Source organism: Robertmurraya sp. (assembly GCF_036676585.1).
Lineage (GTDB): Bacteria > Bacillota > Bacilli > Bacillales > Cytobacillaceae > Robertmurraya_A.
On sequence record NZ_JAKFCQ010000080.1, the window covers coordinates 1 to 15,539 of the forward strand.

General features: G+C 37.5%; 17 protein-coding genes and 1 rRNA gene. 2 read left to right on the plus strand and 16 right to left on the minus strand.

What is annotated here, in order from left to right:
* Positions 1-12: 12 nt before the first annotated feature.
* The 6 genes from yabG to metG form a co-directional block, all read right to left on the minus strand.
* Positions 13-891, minus strand: coding sequence for a sporulation peptidase YabG (gene yabG, locus ACGLXV_RS11210; protein WP_391558654.1), 879 nt, complete (start codon positions 889-891; stop codon positions 13-15).
* Positions 892-1,033: 142 nt separating this feature from the next.
* Positions 1,034-1,912, minus strand: a complete 879-nt coding sequence (gene rsmA / locus ACGLXV_RS11215; protein ID WP_391558655.1) for a 16S rRNA (adenine(1518)-N(6)/adenine(1519)-N(6))-dimethyltransferase RsmA — start codon at positions 1,910-1,912, stop codon at positions 1,034-1,036.
* The gene (gene rnmV / locus ACGLXV_RS11220) at positions 1,905-2,465 is read right to left on the minus strand and encodes a ribonuclease M5 (RefSeq protein ID WP_119706202.1); all 561 of its coding nucleotides are present in this window, start codon (positions 2,463-2,465) and stop codon (positions 1,905-1,907) included. Before rnmV ends, rsmA begins: the two co-directional genes overlap by 8 nt.
* A 177-nt stretch (positions 2,466-2,642) precedes the next feature.
* The gene (locus ACGLXV_RS11225; protein WP_119710438.1) at positions 2,643-3,827 is read right to left on the minus strand and encodes a resuscitation-promoting factor; all 1,185 of its coding nucleotides are present in this window, start codon (positions 3,825-3,827) and stop codon (positions 2,643-2,645) included.
* Between the two features lie 240 nt (positions 3,828-4,067).
* Positions 4,068-4,835, minus strand: coding sequence for a TatD family hydrolase (locus ACGLXV_RS11230; protein ID WP_119706201.1), 768 nt, complete (start codon positions 4,833-4,835; stop codon positions 4,068-4,070).
* A 182-nt stretch (positions 4,836-5,017) separates the two neighbouring features.
* Positions 5,018-6,976, minus strand: a complete 1,959-nt coding sequence (metG, locus tag ACGLXV_RS11235; RefSeq protein WP_119706200.1) for a methionine--tRNA ligase — start codon at positions 6,974-6,976, stop codon at positions 5,018-5,020.
* Between the two features lie 460 nt (positions 6,977-7,436).
* Between metG and ACGLXV_RS11240 the strand changes: the two genes are divergently transcribed.
* Positions 7,437-7,721: a transition state genes transcriptional regulator AbrB gene (locus ACGLXV_RS11240; protein WP_066059282.1), complete on the plus strand. Its 285-nt coding sequence runs from the start codon at positions 7,437-7,439 to the stop codon at positions 7,719-7,721.
* Positions 7,722-7,759: 38 nt separating this feature from the next.
* On the opposite strand, the gene rsmI is transcribed toward ACGLXV_RS11240, so the two are convergent.
* From rsmI to ACGLXV_RS11285, 9 genes are all read right to left on the minus strand, one after another.
* Positions 7,760-8,635 carry a 16S rRNA (cytidine(1402)-2'-O)-methyltransferase gene (rsmI, locus tag ACGLXV_RS11245; protein ID WP_391558657.1) on the minus strand — a complete coding sequence of 292 codons (876 nt, stop codon included), beginning with the start codon at positions 8,633-8,635 and terminating at the stop codon, positions 7,760-7,762.
* Entirely contained in the window at positions 8,613-9,398 is a 786-nt protein-coding gene (locus tag ACGLXV_RS11250) for a tRNA1(Val) (adenine(37)-N6)-methyltransferase (RefSeq protein ID WP_119706198.1), read from the minus strand. The genes rsmI and ACGLXV_RS11250 overlap by 23 nt, the downstream gene beginning before the upstream one ends.
* A gap of 70 nt (positions 9,399-9,468) precedes the next feature.
* Positions 9,469-9,846 (minus strand): DNA replication initiation control protein YabA, encoded by a 378-nt coding sequence (gene yabA, locus ACGLXV_RS11255; RefSeq protein WP_119706197.1) that lies wholly within the window; start codon positions 9,844-9,846, stop codon positions 9,469-9,471.
* A gap of 31 nt (positions 9,847-9,877) precedes the next feature.
* Positions 9,878-10,687: a PSP1 domain-containing protein gene (locus tag ACGLXV_RS11260; protein WP_119706196.1), complete on the minus strand. Its 810-nt coding sequence runs from the start codon at positions 10,685-10,687 to the stop codon at positions 9,878-9,880.
* Complete coding sequence (holB, locus tag ACGLXV_RS11265) at positions 10,680-11,687, minus strand: DNA polymerase III subunit delta' (protein WP_119706195.1); 1,008 nt, start codon at positions 11,685-11,687, stop codon at positions 10,680-10,682. Before holB ends, ACGLXV_RS11260 begins: the two co-directional genes overlap by 8 nt.
* 12 nt (positions 11,688-11,699) lie before the next feature.
* A complete protein-coding gene (locus ACGLXV_RS11270; RefSeq protein ID WP_119706194.1) occupies positions 11,700-12,140 on the minus strand; it encodes a YaaR family protein in 441 nt (146 codons plus the stop codon).
* A gap of 14 nt (positions 12,141-12,154) precedes the next feature.
* Positions 12,155-12,484, minus strand: a complete 330-nt coding sequence (locus ACGLXV_RS11275; protein ID WP_119706193.1) for a cyclic-di-AMP receptor — start codon at positions 12,482-12,484, stop codon at positions 12,155-12,157.
* Between the two features lie 351 nt (positions 12,485-12,835).
* On the minus strand, positions 12,836-13,471 hold the full coding sequence (gene tmk / locus ACGLXV_RS11280; protein ID WP_391558659.1) for a dTMP kinase: 636 nt from the start codon (positions 13,469-13,471) through the stop codon (positions 12,836-12,838).
* Between the two features lie 27 nt (positions 13,472-13,498).
* Positions 13,499-14,929: an aminotransferase class I/II-fold pyridoxal phosphate-dependent enzyme gene (locus ACGLXV_RS11285; protein WP_391558660.1), complete on the minus strand. Its 1,431-nt coding sequence runs from the start codon at positions 14,927-14,929 to the stop codon at positions 13,499-13,501.
* 221 nt (positions 14,930-15,150) lie between these two features.
* On the opposite strand from ACGLXV_RS11285, the gene ACGLXV_RS11290 reads away from it, so the two are divergent.
* Positions 15,151-15,354: a sigma factor G inhibitor Gin gene (locus tag ACGLXV_RS11290; RefSeq protein ID WP_119706190.1), complete on the plus strand. Its 204-nt coding sequence runs from the start codon at positions 15,151-15,153 to the stop codon at positions 15,352-15,354.
* Between the two features lie 97 nt (positions 15,355-15,451).
* Here ACGLXV_RS11290 and rrf read toward each other — a convergent pair.
* Positions 15,452-15,539: ribosomal RNA gene (rrf, locus tag ACGLXV_RS11295) — 5S ribosomal RNA — on the minus strand; the annotation flags it as partial.

Here is a 15,539-nt window from a genome sequence, read left to right on the forward strand (position 1 = left end):
GAACGGCATTTCTCATTCGTGATTACCTTTGTTATAAGGCATACCAGTTCGTAGTACACCCTTTGTTTCGATTCCTCCGAGTCCTTTTTCTCCCGTTAATGTATTTCTTAATACATCCCATACGTTAATTCTCTCCATAAACGGAGTAAAGGAAATTTTAGCTACAATATAGACAGGGTCAAGGGCGTGTATATTAACTCTTGCAGGGGAACTTGCAAAGTTAGCACCTGCTTGAATCAATGATTCAAAATGTGACTGACAGGCTCCTGCAAATATGACCAACTGGTCGAGATGAGGGAACTTCTTTCTAGCCTCTCTTACCGTTTGAACAAAGTGCTTTGAATGCCGATATGCATTGATATCCGTAGGTTTCCCCTTGGCCTTTGAATATGCATCATGTCCTGTTATAACGAGGATATCTGGGCGATAATAATCAATCAAAGACCCTATTTTATTAGGCATTTCTTTTTCGTTTACATGTATTCCTGTTACAGGTACTCCTATTTTTTCATACAAAGTTAAACACTTTTGCAAGTAAGAAGGATCACCATCAAGATGTAATACTTTTCCTGGCACTTGAAAATAGTTAAACGGCTTACTGTAACCTTCAGTTGCCTCAAACTCCTGTTTGAACTGCAACAGGTCCACATCCTGCCGAAAAAGCTGGTAAGATTGTTCCTCGAGTGATTGATACTCCGATGCTACTTTAGATCGGGTATTTTGATCAATTACGACCAAATCTTCATAGGGTGCATCTGCAATTATTCGAATATCCTCCCCATATAATACAGCTAGCTTCTTTCCTTTTTCTTCTCGTATATCTATAACCCGAAAGATAATATCACAATTATACGAAACTCTCCCAACGACATCCAAAAGGTTGATCGTCAATGTAGTCACTCCAATTAGCCCAAAAAACCAGAGCATTCAAATAGAATAATTCTTAATTATCCTATGCACGGAGGTATTAAGTCGTGATATACGTTGTGAGCTCCAACTTATAAAAGAAAAAAAGACCCTCAGATGGGGTCTTTTACGCAAAATGGTCGAGCAAAGCATCACTAAGTTGAGCAAACTCAGCAATCGACAATGTCTCCCCTCTTCTAGAAGGCTCAATTTCAGCTTTTTCAAGCGCCTGCAATATCTTGTCCTTTTTTATCTTTCCGTCGGGTAATTGGCTTGTTAAGTTGTTTAAAATCGTTTTTCGACGCTGAGCAAAGCTTGCTCTTGTTACTTGAAAGAAAAAGTCTTCATTTCGAACTTTAACCGCAGGCTCTTCCCTAACTGTTAATCGAATAACTGCAGAATCAACATTGGGTTGAGGCATGAAGACGGTTTTCGGAACAACCATAACAGTCTCCGCTTCCGTATAATATTGGACAGCAATCGAGAGGGAACCATATTCCTTTCCACCAGGTTTCGCAGCGATACGATCGGCTACTTCTTTCTGAAGCATACAGACAATCCCCCTAATTGGGAGTTTCTCCTCTAATAACTTCATAATAATCGGAGTGGTTACGTAGTATGGTAGATTGGCCACAACCATGATGTCTTCTATGCCTGTGAACTGTTCCCCGATTACTTCTTTTACATTTGCTTTTAATACATCTTCATGAATAATCGTTGTGTTTGGATAGGGAGCTAGGGTCTCTTTTAGAATCGGTAGCAATCGCTGGTCAATTTCAAACGCAACCACCTTTTCACTATTTCTTGCCAATTGCTCTGTTAACGCCCCAATTCCTGGACCAATTTCAATGGCTCCGGACTTTTCAGTTAAGTTAGCATGATCTACAATTCTTTTTAAAATATTGGTATCAATCAAGAAGTTTTGACCTAAGCTTTTTTTGAAAGAAAAACCAAACTTCTTTAGTATTTCCTGTGTTCTTACAGGGGTAGCTATATCTTTATTCATCTGTTTCCTCCTGAAAAATAACGGCTAGTGCTCTTGAGAACTCTGTTTTACTTATTTGAAACATCAGCAGTCGCTTATAAAGCTGCTTTCCATTTGTATATCCAATCGAAAGGAGTTTACCGAGCTTCTCTCGTCTTTCCTTGGCCTTTGGGCCACCGATTAAACCTGCTGTTAACAAATCCTCTTGAGTTATCTGTACTTCTACTTCTTCTTTCATAAGGTGAGCATGTCGAAGAGCCTTCTGAATCTCTTCCACTGAAGCATGTTCGACACCAACACCCTTCCCTCTTTTATGTAGTGCATTCTCCTTTGGAATAAAGGCATGCTTGCAATTTGGTACATGCTCAGCAATCGTTTGTCTTATTTTTTGACCAGGATAGTCTGGATCAGTAAAAACAATAACTCCCCTCGTCTGCTGGGCCCTTCTTATCCTATTGATTGTATCCTCATTTAACGCCGAACCATTTGTTTCAATTGTATCAGCATCTACAGCCCTTCGAATGGCTGTAGTATCGTCTTTACCCTCCACAACGATAATTTCCTGTATCTTCATAAACGCCTCCCAATACACATACCATTAAATAAACAGTCTTTCTGAAAAAAACTAAAATAATTGAAATAAAAATGAAACATTCTAGCTACTTAATTCGTCTATATAGTATAAACCAATTGTAATGAAAAACGGACAAAAACACAAAAAAGCAGAGGGCAGCCCCCCTGCATAAATGAATTAGTTAAGAATTTTGATTTTAACGGTTTTACGACCCCAACGATATGCATCGGCCTGAGACGCAAAAAACACATCGATTTTATTCCCTTTAATGGCTGACCCTTTATCAGCTGCAACTGCATAGCCATAGCCTTCGACATATACCTTTGTTCCGAGTGGAATAACACTTGGGTCTACGGCAATCACTTTCGCACCTGGATTAGCATGAAGGTTCAATCCCGTTGCCGTAATGCCAGAGCAGCCATTGCAACTTGCGGTATAAGCAGTTGATGAGACAAAAAACTCTTTGCTAACGCTATCATTGCCACGTGACACGGTTTGCGTGCTTACCTTTGTCCCCACCGCCACAACTTTATCCTGCTTCTCTTTAACCTGTGTTTCTTTTAGAAGTGTTCTAGAGACTTCCTTGCCATTCTCTAATACCACCTCATACTCCTTTGTCTTCAATCCTTCTTGACCCGGAGTTACTACCTTTTCTGTGCCTTTAGATAGATTACTATCATTCTTTGTAACAACTGCAAAATGAATCGGTTCTTCCACTACATCGGTGACTTTTTCAACCTTGACGATGCTAACAACAGCATCTTTCTGAATAACTGAGTCTTTTTCAGGCTCTACACGGTCTAGTTCTCCTAGAGTGATTCCTTGTTGTAGTAAAAAGTCAGCGACCGTAGTCGAAGTAGTAGTCCATGCTTCTTCTTCTGTACCACCGTTATTTAACTTGAATGGAAACGCAATGTTTACTTCAATGTTCATATCCTTCTTGATTGCAGTGTCTAAATCAGGTGTAACCTTATCGTGCTCAGTAAGTATAATTTCTTGTTCCTTAAGAAATTCCTCTACAGTATCTGCTGTAGACCAAACTGCTTTTTCCTCTGTGTCTTTAACCATTTGAACCTGTTTCGCAGGTTTATAAACAACTTCTAAGTTGTCTTTGACCTTTGTGTTTTCCGAGGGAAACACATAGTCTTCTGAACGAAGAGCAATGTCAAGTTCGTCGAAAATACCTTCAATTGTGGCTGCATGTGTCTTGATGATACGTTCTTTGCCGTCTACTGTCATGGTAACAGTTTCTTTTGTTGTTTCATAAACTGTAAACCCTGTTGCTGTTGTAAAAACTATGAAACTAGCAGAGATAACGGCCCACTTCTTTGTCCTCAAAGACCTGGAAAACAGGTTTTTCATGCTTTGAATCACGATGAAAAACGCCTCCTTTTCTCATGGAGTGATTATATAAAGTATCTTGTTGCCTGTCAACCCTCAGGATTTTCCTCTGAACGTACTCACTATTATGACTAATAGATTTCAAAAAAGAAAGAGAGAGTTGTCGACACGGTTATCCTATGAGATAAAGGAGACGTGTAGAACTTTTTAGAAAAAGAAAAGATTTGGACAAGCTTTTATTTTATTCGACAGGTTTCCTTATCATTTTATGCCGAATAATATTTTTGCATTTTCCGTTGTTGTCTGTGAAACTTCTTCGTAACTAAGTCCCTTTAGTTCAGCAATTTGCTCTGCTACTAACTTCACATAACTCGGTTCATTTCTTTTGCCTCTATATGGATGTGGGGCAAGATAGGGGCAATCTGTTTCGATTAAAAGCTTATTTAATGGAATCTCCTGTGCCACTTCTTTCGGCTTTTTTGCATTTTTAAATGTAACCGGTCCACCAAGGGATATATAGAAGTTCATTTCCACGCAATCCTTCGCGACCTCCACACTTCCACTAAAACAATGCATAATGCCCCCAACCTCAGCGGCGTTTTCTTCTTTTAAGATTGTTACAATATCCGCTGTTGCCTCTCGGTTATGAATTACAATAGGTAGTTTCACTTTTTTGGCTAACTGTATTTGTTTTCTAAAGACTTCTTGTTGTACGTCTTTTGGTGACTTATCCCAATAATAATCAAGTCCCATTTCACCGATAGCTACCACTTTAGGATGTTTCGCAAGCTCTTCGATCCACTCCAAGTCTTCATCACGCATATCAATCGCATCAACAGGATGCCATCCAATACTTGCATAGATAAAATCGTATTCTTCAATTAATTCCATTGCTTTTAAAATGGTAGGTCGATCGAATCCTACAACCACCATATATTGGACACCTTCCATCCTAGCTCGGTCAATTACCTCATTTAAATCCTCTGAAAATTGTTCTGCGTTTAAATGTACATGTGTATCAAATAACATTTATTTCCTCCAATATTATATTTCTGTTACATATATATTATTTGTTTCTCAACTATTAAATCTCTTAATCCTTTCACTAATTCGCTTATTTAAACAGAAAGATAAGAAAAACATAGGAATGAGCCATGTGTAATGTTACACGTGAAACATTTCTATGTTTTATCTTAGTAAGACTTTATTCCTTATTTCACTTTTGCTCCTAGCGGAAGAGAGTCACTTACTGTGGCTAACGACATGATTCCATCCTTTTGACCTGCAAGAATCATTCCTTGAGATAATTCACCACGTAATTTCACCGGCTTTAAATTAGTCACACAAATGACTCTTTGTCCAACTAACTCTTCTGGTTTATAAAATTGAGCAATTCCTGAAACCACCTGTCTACGCTCAAATCCGAGATCTAACTGTAGCTTTAACAGCTTATCTGCCTTTTTAATTGGCTCTGCTTCTACTACTTGTGCTACTCGCAAGTCAACCTTCATAAAGTCATCAATCGTGATTTCCTCAACCTCTGGAATTTCTTCTGTTTTTGGTTCTTCTACAGCAGGCTTCGCAGTCGATTGCATTTTTTCTTTAATAAAAGACACCTCTTCTTGGATATCAAGTCTTGGGAAAATAGGTTCACCTTTCTCCACCTTTGTACCTTCTGGAATCATCCCAAATTTCCCGAGACTTTCCCAGGACTGAAGACTACTATCTACAATAGAAAGCTGTTTAAATATTTCTTTTGGTGTCTTTGTTAGGAATGGTTGAAGCAAAATAGCCACTCGTCGAAGTGTTTCAGCTAAATGAACCATAACACTTGCTAATTCATCATTTTTCTCCTCGTCTTTTGCTAAAGCCCAAGGTGATGTTTCATCAATAAATTTATTTGTTCGGCTAACTAACTGCCAAAGTGCTGTAAGAGCAACTGAAAACTCCATCTTCTCCATTGCTTCTTCATACTTTTTCACAGTTTCCTCATTTACTTGGAGAAGCTGTACCTCGTATTCTCTCTTTGAACCTTGGTACATCGGAATCGTTCCATCAAAATACTTATTGATCATAGCAACTGTACGATTCAATAGGTTTCCTAAATCATTCGCTAAATCAAAGTTAATTCTTTCAACAAACCCTTCAGGTGTAAAGACTCCATCTGCTCCAAATGGAACTTCTCTTAATAAGTAGTAACGTAGGGAATCAAGTCCATAACGATCAATTAATGTTACTGGATCTACCACATTCCCTTTAGACTTAGACATTTTTCCATCTTTCATGAGAAGCCAACCGTGAGCGAACACTTTTTTAGGGAGTGGAAGGTCTAGTGCCATGAGCATAATTGGCCAATAGATAGTATGGAAACGAACGATCTCCTTACCAACTAAATGTACGTCCGCTGGCCAATAGGTTTCATATTTAGAAGCATCCTCGGTGCCGTAGCCTAAAGCAGTAATATAATTTGACAAAGCATCAATCCAAACATAAATAACATGTTTAGGATTACCTGGTACCTTAACACCCCAATCAAACGTCGTTCTCGATACAGCAAGATCCTCTAATCCTGGTTTAATAAAGTTATTAATCATCTCATTTTTACGGGACTCAGGTTGGATAAATCCAGGGTTTTCTTCATAGTATTGCAATAAACGATCAGCATACTTACTTACTTTAAAGAAGTAAGATTCTTCTTTCACCTTTTCTACAGGTCTACCACAGTCAGGACAATTTCCTTCATTTAATTGTCTTTCAGTAAAGAAAGATTCACAGGGAGTACAGTACATTCCTTCGTATTGATCAAGATAAATATCACCTTGCTCAAGAAGCTGAGAAAATATTTTCTCTACCACTGTTTTATGTCTGTCTTGTGTCGTCCGAATAAAATCATCATACGAAATGTCAAGCTTCTTCCAGAGTTCCTGAATTCCAGCTACAATATCGTCAACGTATGCTTGAGGAGTAATTCCTGTTTCCTCAGCCTTGCGTTGAATTTTCTGACCATGTTCATCCGTACCCGTTAAATACATGACATCAAACCCACGTAACCTCTTATAACGAGCCATCGCATCTCCAGCTACTGTTGTATATGCATGTCCAATATGTAAGTTTCCACTAGGATAATAAATTGGTGTTGTTAAATAAAATGTCTTTCTTTTCTCACCCAAATCACTCACTCCTCATCCGATTATCATTCTGAATCGAGTCACCTCTTATACTCGTCAGCATAACCTCTTATCTCATCAAAATATACCTAATTATGAAGAAATGTGCAATATAATCAACTATATAGCCTTTTCCACTTCCTCCTATCGTTTATACCTACCTTCAAGAAATAACGTTTGTTGGTTCTTGTCGAATGATGTATTAGATTATGACAATTTGTCGACATACGTTTTTTCATTTTTTTATATAAAAAACATGAAACATATCCTAACACTCCTAAAAAACGTTGATATACCAACGTTTTTTAACTTCTAATATTTTCTAATTTAATCAGATATAAAGTTATTGACGTTTTTGGGAATGGCTGGTATTATAAAAACATAAAAGAAATTTGTCGAATAATGGCGAATAAGAGATAGAAAAAAATAAATAAAATGGAGATTTGAGAGGAGCTAAAATATTATGAAATCTACTGGTATTGTTCGTAAAGTTGATGAGCTTGGTCGTGTAGTTATTCCTATTGAACTAAGACGTACACTTGGAATTGCAGAAAAGGATGCGTTAGAAATTTACGTTGACGATGAGCGTATCATCCTTAAAAAGTACAAACCAAACATGACTTGCCAAGTAACTGGTGAAGTTTCTGATGATAATATCACACTAGCAGGCGGAAAGTTAATTCTTAGCCGTGAAGGTGCAGAACAACTACTTCAAGAGATCCAAAACAACTTTCAAGTATCTAAATAATTTCAACAAAAAGCTTCTCAGATAAAGAGAAGCTTTTTTTATTCCTGAATATGATAAGCCTGATACACTTCACGCTTTTGTAAATTTCGATCCTTTGCAACTTCCTTTATGGCTTCCTTAGATGATTGTCCTTTAACAGAAATATAATGCTCCACATGCTCGGAAATAGATAAACTCTCCCACCAGCTTTCTTCTTCCACTGCTTCTTCCTTATTTCCTTCTATTATTATACAAAATTCTCCACGTACTTCTCCTTGAATGGACCATTCCACCAATTCAGAGGTAGTCCCTCTAATGAACTCCTCGAATTTTTTTGTTAATTCTCTACATAAGGTCATCTGTCGGTTTCCTAAAACCTCCTCGATTTGCTGAAGTGTTTCTCTCAACCGATGTGGTGACTCATAAAAGATCATTGTCGCTTTTTGATTTTTTAGTAATTCCAGCTCTTTTTTTCTATCCTTTTTCTGTCGTGATAAAAATCCATAAAAGTAAAAGGGCTGTGTTTGTATGCCTGATGCAATAAGCGAAGTTAGTGCCGCATTAGCTCCTGGTAAAGGGACAACTGCTATCCTGTCTTGTGTTGCTTCCACTACCAGTTCATAACCAGGATCTGAGATCGTTGGCATTCCTGCATCACTGACAAGAGCAATCTTTGCACCTCCCTTTAGCTTTTCGATTAATTTTGCTCCACTTACCATCCGGTTGTGCTCATGGTAACTAACAATCGGTGTATCAATTTCAAAGTGATTACATAGCTTTTTTGTATTTCGAGTGTCTTCAGCTGCTATGAAATCTGCTTCTTTCATAATCCGAACGGCCCTAAAACTCATATCCTCTAAATTTCCAATTGGAGTAGGAACTAAATATAGAATCCCTTTATTCTCCTCATTTTCAAAGCTTTTTTGTTCCCACATGTAGACCACCCACTTCCGTTTTTCCTTCATTTTCTCCATACAATATTGCTTTAACTTCCTCGGTATATTCGTTATTATCATTATAGACAAACATGGGCGAAAGTACTTTTAAATCTGGGCTGCCGTCCTTGATTGCCTCTACTAATAATATATTGGCTTCTTTTCCAACCTTTGGATAAACCAATTGTATTCGCTTGGGTTCCAAACGATATTGCCTCATTAAAGTCAAGATATCTAACAAGCGTCCTGGACGATGTACAAATGCGACCTTTCCACCTTGTCGAACAAGCTGACTAGATACGGAAATGGCATCTTCTAAAGTACATAGAATTTCGTGTCTGGCAATCGCTAAATGCTCATTCTCATTTCTCTCTTCTTTTCCATCAGTTAAAAAGTAAGGAGGATTGCATGTAACCGCATCAAATTTCCCATGGCCAAGGCGCTTTGGCATGTCCTTAATATCTCCATGAATCATTTCAATTTGTTGATCAAGGTGATTGTATTGGACACTTCTTATCGCCATATCATACAGACGTTCCTGTATTTCTACTCCTATTATTTTCCCCTTTGTTCGTGTGCTTAAGAAAAGGGGAATCACTCCATTTCCACTACATAAATCAATGACATTTCCTTTTTGGATAGGCATATAAGCGAATCGGGCTAATAATACAGCATCTAGAGAGAATGAAAAAACTGTTGGACTTTGGATAATCCGAAGGTCCTCAGCTAATAAATAATCCAAACGTTCGTCGCCTTTTAACATATCGTGTTGTCCTCCTACCTCAATTCCTTTATTCTCCGAAAAAAAGGCCCCCTTGTCAAAGGAGACCCACTTATTTTTTATTTAAAAAGGACAAGCAGAACAAACAGTCATCCTTTCTAGGACTTCCAAAGTGGAGATTACAGATATGAAATCCTTCTTGATAAAGGCGAGCAAGGTTGTCATATCCTTCACCTATATCAACAATTTTTTCGTTCTGAGTCTCCTCTGCTTTTTTACCTTTTTTGCTTTTACTTACTTTTGGTTGCTGTTGCCTCTCGATGGATGTTCGATCAAGGTGTTTCCTTAAGTGCTCATTCTCTAACTTTAAGGAGTTATTTTCTTCAAGCGTTTCAGCTAAATGTTTCTTTAACTCACCTAATTGCTTATATAGATGCCCAATTTGTGCTTCCATATTGCTTACTGAATCAAAAATTTCTTTTTTATTCACGCCTTCCACCTCATTAATCTGTGGATTGAATCTATACAGCGCCTTCCTTTAATATTTCATCGAGAGTATATTCGAGGACACGCTCATGATCAGCCAGTTCAACCTGGAGTACTCTTTCCAGTATATTTAACCCCACTACTCGACCAGGACCTTGTGGTGTGGAGATTACTTGACCTAGATCAGGTAGTAGCTCTTTTGCTGACTCATATTCATCATTTTCGTATTTTAAACAACACATAAGACGCCCGCATAACCCTGAAATTTTTGTAGGGTTTAATGAGAGATTTTGATCTTTTGCCATTTTTATAGATACAGGATCAAAATCACCTAGAAAGCTCGAACAGCATAGCATTCTACCACATGGACCAATACCACCAAGCATTTTTGCTTCATCTCTTACACCAATTTGGCGAAGTTCAATTCTTGTACGGAATATAGCCGCTAAATCTTTTACAAGCTCACGGAAGTCAACCCGGCCATCAGCTGTAAAGTAAAAAATCACTTTATTTCGGTCAAATGTATATTCAACATCCACTAGTTTCATATCTAGTTGATGTGTAGATACTTTTTCACAGCAAACATCGTATGCTTCCTTTGCCGCAAAACGATTTTCTTCAACAATTAAACGATCCTTTTGATCCGCAATTCTAAGGACTTTCTTAAGAGGAAGTACAACATCATGCTCATCAACCTGTTTCGGAGCAATAACCACCTTGCCATACTCGACTCCTCTTACTGTTTCAACAATAACAAATTCATCCTTTTGAATTGAGAGATCTCCGGGATCAAAATAATATATTTTACCCGCTTTTTTAAAGCGTACTCCAACTACATTATACAAATGAAGATCCCTCCTGCAATCGTAACACCAGCTCTTCCATTAGGAGCTGGGGATTCATATTGGCTTGCAGCTTTCTTTTTGCCTCCAATATATAAGACAATCCATCTGCAACTTGCCTTCCCGATGCATGAAGTGCATATTGCTGCAGACGAGTCATTTCACTGACATAAACGACTTGGCTTGATTTCTCAAGCTGTAAATATAGTAAATCTTTATATAATAGAAGAAGTAAGTCTAAACCTTGATCAAACTGTTCTTTTTCTTTAAAGTGTAAAAACCATTCCTCTTGAAGCATCACCAAAGCTTCGAGAGGGTTCTTTTTTAGCACTTCATATAATTTTAACACTATTTTTTGAGCTTGTGCAAACCAATCGTTATGACTTAGCTCCAAAGCCTCATCTAAATTATTGGTAAGTTGGGCAATTATAGGAGCTTTTGTCCTTTCTACCCCATGTTCATCCAATTTTTTTATTAATATAGCAGGAGAGAAAGGCTGGAATTTAATGATCTGACAGCGGGACAAAATAGTAGGGAGAATTTGCTGAGCCCCCTCGGTTAATAAAATAGCCGTTGTCTCTGAATGCGGCTCTTCTAGAAACTTTAGTAAACTATTGGCTGCATTCCCTGTCATTCTATCCGCATGCACAATAATGTACATTTTTTTCTTTGATTCCACACCGGTTTTGGAGAATTCCTCTTGTAAATCTTGAATTTGCTTTTTCTTTATCGAAAGGCCATCTGGCTCTAACAAATGGAGATCAGGGTGATTCCCACTTGTAATCCTTTTACAATTGCTACATGAATCACATGGGATATAGATGTCGATAGGATTAGAGCAGAAAAGGCTTTTAGCTAATAAGTAACTAGCTTCTTTTTTTCCGATTCCTCTCATACCTTCGAACAGGTAGGCATGAGCTAACCTATCCTTTTGTATACTGTTTTTTAATAGCTTCCCAACCATCGGCTGCACTTGATCCATCTCATCCCAAGTTTTAAGCATCGTCTCACTCACTTACGTATATAAATTAATTAAAAGACCTTTTATTTCACCAATTTTACCGAGCAAATTAATAGAGTTTCCTTCCTTTTCAAGTACTCCCTCGGTTAACTCCACTAACTTTTCATCAATCGTCTCAACAATTTTTAACGATCTTCCTTGTCCGTACTGATTCCAGCTATGTGACTGCTTTAAGTCCATGCCAAAATCAACTGCTTCCTTCACAAACCTTTTGACTAATGTCTTATACTTTGAAAGGTCTTTGAATGTTCTTGACCTCGATAACCTTTCACCCGCACTTTCAATATCCTTTAGGAGATTTTGAAGTTGGCCGATTTGCATTTTTTGATCCTGTTTTTGAACGAGTTCATTAAATTTTAAACTACTGTTCGTTACTGCCTTTTGTTCGGATCGAATTTTATCTGTATTTAAACGAATATCCTGATTTATCTTCATAGGTGACCTCGCTATTAAAAGTGATGGAACTGCTCAACAGGTAAAACAAAAACTGTAGCTCCTCCTACTTCTACCTCCACTGGAAATGGAACATAGGAATCAGCATTCCCTCCCATTGGAGAAACAGGAGCTACCATCTGGTCTCTTGATTTACAATTATCCTTTATAATCTGCAAGGCTTTCTCTACACGTATATCTTCCGTTCCAATCATAAAGGTAGTATTCCCCGATTTCAAGAATCCTCCTGTAGTAGCAAGTTTTGTTGCACGAAAATTATTATCAACTAAAGCATTGGATAACCGATTACTATCTTGGTCCTGAACGACTGCTAAAATTAATTTCATATCATCCACCCCTTAGCGGTATAATATATTCTGAATTATTACCTTTATTATAACAGGTAATTAGCGTTGTACCATGCTCTAACCTATAAACTAAAATAGGAAATTCAAGGATTGTTTGAAAGAAAAGCGCAAGCGCCCTGGTCAGCGCACGACAGGCCTGGAGCGCTCCAACTGAGATAAAGGAAACACGAAGAGCCAGAGGCGCATTCGTGCTTGACTTATCGTAGGGCGGAGAGCGAAGGACACTAGGCGCTAGGGCGCTGGAGCTAGACAATTCACAAAATCGAAAATTTTATACTTTCTTATCTTTTAAAAAAATAAAGTGCCTTAACTTGTAAGACACTTTCCCTCTTATTGTTTATTTAACGCTTTTAATAAGTTATTTAGAGCCTGCTGAAAAACATGTTCTACAGACTGTGATGCATCAATCATTATAATTCTATCCTTAAACCGCTCTAAGAGGAGATGATATCCTTCTCTCACTTTTTCGTGAAAATGAAGTTCTTCCAAATCAAGTCTGTTTACTTCTCTTCCTTTATGCTGACCGATACGATTCAGACCCATTTTAGGATCAATATCAAAATAAAAAGTAGTATCTGGCATCTTGCCTTCAATGGCAAAGTGATTAATGCTATATACTTCATCAATCCCCAGTCCCCTTGCATACCCTTGATATGCTAATGAACTATCAATAAATCGATCACATAAAACAATAGAACCTTCTTGTAGATGCGGCAATACCTTTTCAACTAAATGCTGACGTCTTGCTGCTGCATATAGTAATGCTTCTGTTCTAGCATCCATGGCTGTGTTTTCTTTATTCAAAATTACTTCCCGAATTTGTTCAGCAATCGGAATGCCACCTGGTTCTCTTGTTACGATAACCTTCATCCCTCGTTCCATTAGTGCTGTTGCTAGCATTCCAATAATGGTTGTTTTCCCAGCACCTTCTGGACCCTCTATTGTAATAAATAAACCCTTACTCATAATACCCTCCAACTAATTCACTTGTTTCTAATGATGAAATACTTTTAAGTTGTGCTGCTTTATATTTTCTCCGCCTTGGAATCTCGATCCAGCCTCTAATAAGTTGTGAATCTGCTTAATATCTTCACTTTTTATTAATTCCCCCGGTAATAATAACGGAATGCCAGGGGGATAAGGAATAATACTCTCTGCACATACTCGTCCATTTGCCTCTGACAAAGGAATAATTTCTACTTTCTTTTTTTGCTGTTCCTTATATGACATTTGTAAAGTTGAAATAGAAGTTCCTTTATTTAACTCCCAGAAGTTTCTTTCAGAGGTTTCTTCTCCTCCAATTCCTTTTACTATCGCACTCCATACATCCTCTATAGGATAGAGATCTCCTCTTTTTAAGAGTGGGAAAATAAAAAGTACATTATGCTCATCTGCTAGCTCTGTAAAGATTCCATACTCCTCTAATTTTGACTGAAGCGCAAAACCAGTTAATGCTGTTCTTGATTGTATAGTTATTTTTAAAGGATCTCCTTCACCTTTATACGAGAGTAGCTTAATGGATGGAATCCGATTCAATTTGTCTCTAAACTGAGAAATCATTTGAAGAGTATATTGTAAGTCTTCTTCCTCATATGTTGCAATATACTTTCTAGCAAGGTCAAGAGAAGCCATAATTGGATAAGATGGACTACTAGATTGTAACATACGGAGAAACGCCTTTACCCTTTCTAGATCAACCCTTTCACTATTGTAATGCAAGTAGGATCCCATGGTCATTGCTGGCAATGTCTTGTGTGCAGATTGTACGACCACATCCGCTCCTAGTTCTGTAGCACTCATTGGAAGCCCCTTGCTTCTTTTAAAATGTGCACCATGTGCTTCATCCACTAAAACAATAATGTTACGTTCATGGCAAAAAGTAATAATCTCCTTTAAGTTTGTTACCATTCCATAATAATTTGGATATGTAACAATTAGTGCTTTAACCTGAGGATAGTCCTTTACTGCTTCTTTAATACTATTTAATGTTATTCCTCCGGCTACTTGCCATTCTGTGTCAAACTCCGGTGCTATAAATATTGGTTTCACATTAGCCAAGCTCAGTCCGTTCATGATTGATTTATGACAATTCCTTTGAACAAGAACTTCATCCCCTTCACTTACAGCAGAAAGGATCATAGCCAAATTTCCAACAGTTGAACCATTTATAAGAAAGAAACTTTTTTTCACCTCATAATAATTAGCTAACAAAGTTTCTGCTTCAAGAATCGCCTCACTAGGAGAATGCAAATCGTCCAAACCTGATAGTTCGGTTACATCTACATTCAAAATGTTTTGGAATACCGGATGAGCTTCTTTTAAAAATACCTCTCCATTTTTATGCCCTGGAACATGAAAGGAAATCGCTTTTTTATTTTTATGTTTGATTAATGCATCATATAATGGGGTGTGTTTTTGATTCACATGACATCCTTCTTATCTTTTTCAAGTATCATACTTGTCTATTTTAACAAACTAGTCCTTTTAATTCTTATTTATTTTTTTAAAAGTACCCATGTAGACATACAACGATTTACTTATCATACATAAAATAGTATTCAAGCAATCTATCGTAAAGATTATTCGAAAAATTGTATACAAATAATGTATCCTGGTAACAATAGGTGTATGGAGGTGGAGTTATTTTGGAACCAATTATAGCTACAAAACAGCTAGGGGAAATTTGTGTTGTTTGCGAGCAGTCCAAACCGAAAGGAATACATCTATACACTTCATTTATTTGCGTCGATTGTGAACGAAGTTTAGTGGCTACACCAACAACAGACCCAAAATATAAATATTTTATTTCAAAACTTAGAAAAATTAATAAGCCAGAAATTTTCTCCTAATATATGAGCCAGTGGAAAGTACCTTAATAGGTGCTTTTTTATCGATATATTTATAAATATAGCAAAAAAAGCACCCATTCAGGTGCTTTTTTTCTTTGCCTAGCGACGTCCTACTCTCACAGAGGGAAACCCTCAACTACCATCGGCGCTGAAAAGCTTAACTTCCGTGTTCGGTATGGGAACGG